The following is a 7707-nucleotide window of genomic DNA, read 5'->3' on the forward strand; positions in this document are numbered from 1 at the left end:
CACAGGGCGTCGTTTTGCGACGACTCGTGGTTACCAGCTTCGCTTCGAACCTCTCCATGGGGTAATGGGTCCTGGCTTTCGCCAGGACGACGTTTGAGAGGAATCAGCCCACCGCCTTCGGCTTCCCCTCGTTCTTCCCCTCGGCCAGGTTCCTCACCACCACGTAGAAGATCGGCGTGAACAACAGCCCGAACAGGGTGACGCCGATCATGCCGAAGAACACGGCGACGCCGACCGCTTGCCGCATCTCCGAGCCCGAGCCGGACGAGATCACCAGCGGCAGCACGCCGAGGATGAAGGCGAAGGACGTCATCAGGATCGGCCGCAGGCGCAGGCGGCAGGCGTCGATCACGGCCTCCAGCCGCGGCTTGCCTTCCTTCTCGATGTCGCGGGCGAACTCGACGATCAGGATCGCGTTCTTCGCCGCCAATCCCACCAGCACGACGAAACCGATCTGGGTGAGGATGTTGACGTCCTGCCCCATGATGCGCACGCCGATGGTGGCGGCTAACAGGCACATCGGCACGATCAGGATCACCGCGAACGGCAGGGTCCAGCTGCCATATTGCGCAGCGAGCACCAGATAGACGAACAGCACGCAGATCGGGAACACGTAGAGACCCGCATTGCCGCCCGTGATCTGCTGGTACGACAGGTCGGTCCATTCGAAGGTGAAGCCGCTCGGCAGGGTATCGTCGGCGAGCTTCTTGATGGTGTTGAGCGCGGTGGTCGAGCTGGTGCCCGGCGCCGGCTCGCCCTGCAATTCGGACGCCGCATAGAGATTGTAGCGCGCAACGCGGTCGGGGCCCGAGACGTCCTTGAACTCGACCACGCTGCCCAGCATCACCATGTCGCCGGAGGCGTTCCGCGTGCGCAGGCGCGACAGGTCGCTCGGCTCTTTCCGGAACGGGAAGTCCGCCTGTGCGGTGACGTGATAGGTGCGACCGAACAGGTTGAAGTCGTTGACATAGGTCGATCCGAAATAGGTCTGGATCGTGTCGTTGATGCCGGCGATGGGAACGCCGAGCTTCTGCGCCTTGGTGCGGTCGATGTCGACGAAGAGCTGCGGCGTATTGGCCGAGAACGGAGAGAACACGGAGGGAGCGAGCAGCGAGGGCGATTTGCGCGCCGCGGCGACAAGCTCGTCAGTAGCTGCGGCGAGCATCTCCGGCCCACGGCCCTGGCGGTCCTGGATGCGGATGGTGAAGCCGCCGCCGGTGCCGATGCCGGGCACGGCCGGCGGCGGAATCACGATGATGAAGGCACCCTGAATCGCGGCCAGGCGTTTGCGCAGCTCGACCGTGATGGCGTTCGCAGACAATCCCTTCTTGATCCGCGCCTCGGGCTCGTCGAACACCGGGAAGAGCGCCGCCGCGTTGCCGGCCTGCGTCCGCGTCGCGCCGGAGAAGCCCGCGAAAGCGGCGACGCGGATGATACCCGGCGTATCCAGCGCGATCCGCTCGATCTCGCGCACGACCTCGGTGGTGCGTGCCAGCGAAGCGGCGCCCGGCAATTGCACGGAGATGATGACGTAGCCGCGGTCCTGCGCCGGAATGAAGCCTTGCGACGTGGTGGCGATCAGCCAGCCGGCGCTGCCGATCAGCACGACGTAGATCAGGATCATCACCGCCGAATGCCGGATCACGAAATTGGCGAGGCCGGCATAGCCATGCGCGAGACGGTCGAACACGCGGTTAAAGACGCCCGTGAAAGCACTCCAGCCGCGGGCGAGGATATTCCAGCGCGCCGGCGGCCGCTTCTCCTCGTGCGGGACGAGGAGAAGCGAGGCCAGCGCCGGCGATAGCGTCAACGAGCAGAAGCAGGAGATTGCGGTCGCGACCGCAATGGTGACGGCGAATTGCTGAAAGAATTGCCCGGATATGCCGCCCAGAAACGCGGTCGGGACGAACACCGCGCACAGCACCAGCGCAATCGACACCAGTGCGCCGCCGACCTCCTCCATGGTCTTCAGCGCGGCGTCGCGCCGGCTCATGCCATGCTCGAGATGCCGCTCGACATTCTCGACCACCACGATGGCGTCGTCGACCACGATGCCGACGGCGAGAACGAGCCCGAACAGCGTGAGATTGTTGATGGAGAAGCCGAGCGCCGCCATCACCGCGAAGGTGCCGACCAGCGACACCGGGATCGCGATGATCGGAATGATCGCGGGTCGCCACCCTTGCAGGAACACCAGAACCACGATGACCACGAGCAACATGGCCTCGTAGATGGTCTTGATCAGCTCATGGACGGACTGCGCGATGAACTCGGTCGGGTTGTAGCCGATATTGAAGTCGAGGCCTTTCGGAAAGGTCTCCTTCAGCTTCGTCATCGTGTCCGAAATGTTCTTCGCGGTCGCGAGTGCGTTCGATCCCGGCCGCTGCGTCACCAGCATGGCGACCGCCGATTTGCGCAGCAGGAAGCTGTTGGTGGAGTAGGCGAGAGCACCGAGCTCGATGCGGGCGACGTCGCGCAGGCGCACCGTGCGGCCGTCGGAGCCGGCCTTGATCAGGATGTCCTCGAACTGCTTCTGGTCTTTCAATCGCCCGGTAAAGGTGAGGTTCGGCTGGAAAGCGCGATCCGCGATCGGCGGCTCGGCGATCTGGCCGCCCGCGATCTGCACGTTCTGCGCACGGATCGCGGCGAGCACTTCGGCCGACGTCAGGCCGAGATTGGCGATCCGGTCAGGATCGAGCCATAGCCGCATCGAATAATCGCGTGCGCCGAAGATCTGGATGTCGCCGACGCCGTCGATCCGCAGCAGCTGGTCGCGGACCTGGAGCAGCGCGTAGTTGGAGATGTAGAGCTGGTCGAAAGTGTCGTCGGGCGACAGCATGAACACGACCATCAGAATGTCGGGCGAGTTCTTGCGTGTGGTGACGCCGTTGCGCTGAACCTCTTCAGGCAAACGCGGCTGCGCGATTGCGACGCGGTTCTGCACCAGCACCTGGGCCTTGTCGAGATCGGTGCCAAGCTTGAAAGTGACGGTGATGGTGAGCTGGCCGTTCGAGGTCGCCTGGCTGTAGAGATACAGCATGTCCTCGACGCCGTTGATCTCCTGCTCGATGGGAGCTGCAACCGTGTCGGACACGGTCTGCGCGGAGGCGCCGGGATATTGCGTGGTGACGACGACGGTCGGCGGCACCACTTGCGGATATTCGGAGACCGGCAGCGTGGTGTACGCGAGCGCGCCGACGATCAGCAGCACGATCGACAGCACCATCGCCAGGATGGGCTGGTTGATGGAGAGACGGCCAAGATTCATGACTTGTCACCGGGCTTGCCACCGGCCGGCGCTGGCGCCGTCTGCGGGGCGACTTTGGCGCCGACACGGGCGCGCTGGATGCCGTTGACGATGACGCGATCGTCAGCCTTCAGCCCTTCGCGGATCACGCGCAAGCCGTCATCGAGCGGCCCTAGCGTCACGGGACGCGCCTCGACAGTGTCGTCCGGCTTCACCACGAACACGATCTTGCGCGACTGGTCGGTCGCAACCGCGACGTCGGGAATCAGCAGCGCCTCATATGGCGCGCTGCCGATCAGGCGGACGCGACCGAACTGACCCGGCAGGATCGACAGATCGGTGTTCTTGATCACGGCGCGGCTGCGCAGCGTGCCGGTGGAGACATCGAGACGGTTGTCGAGGAAATTGATGCTGCCTTCACGGGATGGTTTCGTCTCGCCGGCGAGCGTCACCTGCACCGGGTTCGCCGTATCGCGCGAGCTCGGGCGGCGGCCTTCGAACCACAGCTTGCTGTATTTGATGAAGGTCGCCTCATCCATGTCGAAATAGATATAGATCGGGTCGAGCGTCACGATCGAGGTGAGCAGCGTCGACGTTCCGGTATCGCTGCCCTGCACGAGATTGCCAGGGCTGACGAGATGGCGGCTGACGCGGCCGGTCAGCGGCGCCGTCACATGCGTGAATTCGATATTGAGCTTGGCGACTTTGAGCGTACCCTCGGCCTGTGTTTCGGCAGCATGCGCGGCCTGCAAGGCCTGCCGGCGCTGATCGACAACCTGCTCGGAGACGGCGCTGGTCTGCACCAGGCTCAAACCGCGATCGAGCTCCCGCTTTGCAAGCTCCACCTTGGCACGCGCATCGGAAAGCTGCCCCTCCGCCTGCGTGGCCACCGCCTCGAACGGACGTGGGTCGATGACATAGAGCAGATCGCCCTGACGAACGATGGCGCCATCCTGGAATTCGACAGAGTTGACAAACCCACCGACGCGCGGGCGGACCTGCACCTCCTCCATGGCCTCGAAGCGGCCGGTGAACTCGTCCCAATCGGTGACGGTGCGCTTGACCGGCTGGGCGACGGTCACCGGCGCGGGCGGCGGGGCGGCCGCTTGCGGGGTCGGCTGTCCACAGCCCGCAAGACCGAATGCCGCGGCAAGAAGCCCCGCGATCACGCGAGGTCGAGGCGAAACGAAATCGTGCCTTTTGACAAACTGCTCGCTTCCGTCCGGTCCAGTCATCCCAGGTCCTCGCATAAAAACCGCGGAAATAGCAGGGTACGCCTGTACCCGCGGGCGCCACAAGATGGGTCGCAATGGTGAACTCTTCAAGACCAAAGCGCGCGCAAGGCTCGGCGAGATGCCCTAGCCGGATGATGGGTTGACAGGTTCTTCTTCGCCTCTCCCCGCCTGGGCGAGAGCTATTGCATCTGACAAAAAAAACTTGGGGCATTAACGCTTCCACAGCGTCATGGCCGGGCTTGACCCGGCCATCCACGTCTTGCCCCGTGGCGCAAAGAACGTGGACGCCCGGGCCTTCGCCTCGCAGAAGCGGCTTCGGCCGCGCAGGCGGTACAAGCCGGGCATGACGACCTCTCGGCCAGCGTCTTCGCGCATGACGAATGCCGCCAGCGCGGTTAGACTACCCCCCACAAAAATAAGTCGAATTGTCCGGGGAGGACAGGCGTGCACCAGGGACGTGTCGTTTACGGCGCGATCGAGGAAGTCGTGTTCGGCCATCCCGCGGCCGAAGCCGTGGTCGCGCAGATGGACCGGCTGGGGACGCGCCGCGCCTTCCTGATGGTCTCGGGGACGCTCAACCGCCAGACCGACGAAATCACGAAGATCAAACAGGCCCTGGGCACAAATTGCGCGGGCGTCTTCGATGCCATGCCGGCGCACACCCCGCGGGAGGCGGTGATCGCCGCCACCAATGCGGCGCGCGACGCGGGCGCCGACCTGATCGTCACCGTGGGCGGCGGCTCGATCACCGACGGGGCCAAGGCGGTGCAGCTCTGCCTCGCCAACGGCATCGACGATGTCGACGGCATCGAGCGTATCCGCGTGCACAAGGGCGTCGCGCCCGAGATGAATGCGCCGACCGTGCGTCAGATCAGCGTCCCGACCACGATCGCCGGCGGTGAGTTCAGCTCGATCGCAGGCGTCACCGACCGCACCGCCCATGTGAAACAGATGCTGCGGCATCCGCTCAGCGTTCCGCGGGCGACCATCCTCGATCCCGCCATCACCGTGCACACGCCGGAATGGCTGTTCCTCTCGACCGGCATCCGCGCCATCGATCATTGCGTCGAGGCGATCTGCTCGCGCGAGACGCATCCCTATGCCGACGCGCAGTCGGTGAAGGGCCTCGCCATGCTCGCCGACGCGCTGCCGCGGGTGAAGGCCGACCCTGGCGATCTCGACGCGCGCATGGATGCGCAGATCGGCACCTGGCTGTCGATGGGCGCGCTCGCCGCCGGCGTGCCGATGGGGGCAAGCCACGGCATCGGCTACGTGCTGGGTGCAGCCTTCGACGTGCCGCATGGCTACACCTCCTGCATCATGCTGCCGGCCGTGATGCGCTGGAATGCGCCCGACAATGCCGAGCGCCAGATGATCGTCGCGGCCGCAATGGGCTTTCCGGGTCACAAGGCGGCCGATGTGCTGGATGCCTTCATCCGCTCGCTCGGCATGCCGCGCAGCCTCGCCGATGTACGCGTCTCGCCGGAGCATTTCGACGCCATCGCGGACGCTGCGATGCGCACGAACTGGATTCCGCGCAACCCGCGCAAGATCGACGGCCCCGCGCAGGTGCGCGAAATCCTGCTTCTTGCCGCATGATCTAAAGCCGAAGGACCGATGTACCCAGGTCAGCATGCCCGCCTGCGCCCGCTCCAGCCCGCCTTCATCATGGCGGGAACTGGCGAGGCCGTCACCTATCGCGAGCTCGATGCGCGCAGCAATCGGCTGGCGCATTTGTTCCGCAAGCACGGCTTGAAGCGGCTCGACCATTATTCGATCTTCATGGAGAACAATTCGCGCTACCTCGAAGCCTGCGGCGCGGGCGAGCGCTGCGGCCTCTACTACACCTGCATCAACTCGTTCCTGACGCCGGGCGAGCTCGCTTATCTCCTGGTCAACAGCCAGTCGAAAATCCTGATCACGTCGGTTGCGAAGCTTGAGATCGCGCGCGAGGCGATCAAGGTCTGCCCCGACATCAAACTGTGCATCGTCGGCGACGGCCCGGGCGAGAGCGAGCGCATCGTCGGCCTCACCGAGGTGACCGCCAATCTCCCGAAGACGCCGATCCCGGACGAATGGCTCGGCACCGCCATGCTGTATTCATCGGGCACGACGGGACGGCCAAAAGGGATTCTGCGACCCCTTCCGGAGGAGCCGCCAAAGCACAATCTGCCGTTGTTCGATTTCCTGACCAAGCTTTGGCAATACCGCGAGGGCATGATCTACCTGTCACCGGCGCCGCTCTATCATTCGGCGCCGCAGGCCGCCGTGAACCTCACGATCCGGATGGGCGGCACCGTCATCATCATGGAAACGTTCGATCCCGAGCGTTACCTCCAGCTCGTGCAGCAATGGGGCATTACTCATACCCAGTTGGTGCCGACGATGTTCTCGCGCATGCTCAAGCTGCCGGAGGGGATGCGAAAACACTATGACCTGTCGTCGCTCGAGATCGCGATCCATGCCGCAGCGCCCTGCCCGGCCCTGGTGAAGGACGACATGATCAAATGGTGGGGACCGATCATCCACGAATATTACGGCGCGACCGAAGGCCTTGGCTTCACCGCCTGCGACAGCGCGGAATGGCTCGCCCATCGCGGCACCGTCGGCAAGGTGCTGCTCGGCGAGCTCCATATTCTCGACGAGACCATGAAACCATGCCCCACCGGCACGCCAGGACAGGTCTGGTTCAAGACGGCCTCGCCTTTTGAATATTTCAACGACCCGGAGAAGACCAAGGAGGCGCGCTCGGCCGACGGCAGCATGAGCACGGTCGGCGACGTCGGCTATGTCGACGAGGACCGCTTCCTTCATCTAACAGACCGCGCGACCTTCATGATCATCTCCGGCGGCGTGAACATCTATCCGCAGGAGTGCGAGAATTTATTGATCACCCATCCAAAGGTTGCGGACGCCGCGGTGTTCGGCGTGCCCAATCCCGACCTCGGCGAAGAGGTGAAGGCGGTGGTGCAGCCGATGCCCGGCATCGTGCCGGGCGAGGCGCTCGCCGCAGAGCTGATCGCCTTCTGCGGGGCGTCGCTGTCGCGGCAGAAGGTGCCGCGCTCGGTCGATTTCGAAAAGGAGTTGCCGCGGCTGCCGACGGGGAAGCTGTACAAGCGGCTGCTGCGGGACCGCTATTGGGGGAACAAGGCGTCCAGGATCGTGTGAGGGGCTTGGCCGACGCGCGCCACACACTTGGTGTCGTCCCGGCCTAGTGCGCAATTG

Annotated in this window: 4 protein-coding genes; 2 read left to right on the forward strand and 2 right to left on the reverse strand. The window is 64.5% G+C overall.

From position 1 onward, the window contains the following. Positions 1 to 103: 103 nt before the first annotated feature. Entirely contained in the window at positions 104 to 3268 is a 3165-nt protein-coding gene (locus IVB47_RS20795; RefSeq protein WP_247285254.1) for a multidrug efflux RND transporter permease subunit, read from the reverse strand. After that, positions 3265 to 4482 carry an efflux RND transporter periplasmic adaptor subunit gene (locus IVB47_RS20800; protein ID WP_247463806.1) on the reverse strand — a complete coding sequence of 406 codons (1218 nt, stop codon included), beginning with the start codon at positions 4480 to 4482 and terminating at the stop codon, positions 3265 to 3267. Before IVB47_RS20800 ends, IVB47_RS20795 begins: the two co-directional genes overlap by 4 nt. Positions 4483 to 4926: 444 nt before the next feature. Here IVB47_RS20800 and IVB47_RS20805 point away from each other — a divergent pair, with 444 nt between their 5' ends. Both IVB47_RS20805 and IVB47_RS20810 read left to right on the forward strand, forming a co-directional pair. Then, on the forward strand, positions 4927 to 6081 hold the full coding sequence (locus tag IVB47_RS20805; RefSeq protein ID WP_247463809.1) for an iron-containing alcohol dehydrogenase: 1155 nt from the start codon (positions 4927 to 4929) through the stop codon (positions 6079 to 6081). Between the two features lie 18 nt (positions 6082 to 6099). Then, positions 6100 to 7650: an AMP-binding protein gene (locus IVB47_RS20810; protein WP_247463813.1), complete on the forward strand. Its 1551-nt coding sequence runs from the start codon at positions 6100 to 6102 to the stop codon at positions 7648 to 7650. Positions 7651 to 7707: the final 57 nt, after the last annotated feature.

The sequence above is a fragment of the Bradyrhizobium sp. 62 genome (assembly GCF_023073035.1).
In the GTDB taxonomy this organism is placed as follows: domain Bacteria; phylum Pseudomonadota; class Alphaproteobacteria; order Rhizobiales; family Xanthobacteraceae; genus Bradyrhizobium.